1 pseudogene is annotated in these 293 nt (G+C 47.1%); it reads left to right on the top strand.

Features of this window, described 5'->3' with window-relative positions:
- Positions 1 to 55 precede the first annotated feature (55 nt).
- A pseudogene (locus BEG40_RS21615) lies at positions 56 to 293 on the top strand (tail fiber domain-containing protein); the annotation flags it as partial.

The following is a 293-nucleotide window of genomic DNA, read 5'->3' as shown; positions in this document are numbered from 1 at the left end:
AGGCCAGTAATGGGTTAAGTGATAACAGGTGTCTGGAAATATAGGGGCAAATCCAGCAACCGACCGCATTCGTAAAATGAACGGCTATACATACACGCTTAAAGAAAACGGTATGCCTTACGCTGGTGTTATTGCACAAGAAACCCTGGAAGCCATCCCCGAAGCCGTAGGGGCTATGATGAAATATCCAGACGGCGGGAGTGGATTAGATGGAGAAGAAGGTGAACGGTATTACACTGTAGATTATTCTGGTGTTACTGGCTTGCTTGTTCAGGTAGCCAGAGAGTCAGACG

Origin of the sequence: Escherichia sp. MOD1-EC5495 (assembly GCF_002965965.1) — a bacterium.
Taxonomy (GTDB): Bacteria; Pseudomonadota; Gammaproteobacteria; order Enterobacterales; family Enterobacteriaceae; genus Escherichia; species Escherichia ruysiae.
Note: the sequence above shows the minus strand (reverse complement) of the source record. Positions and strands in the feature narration are given on the sequence as shown.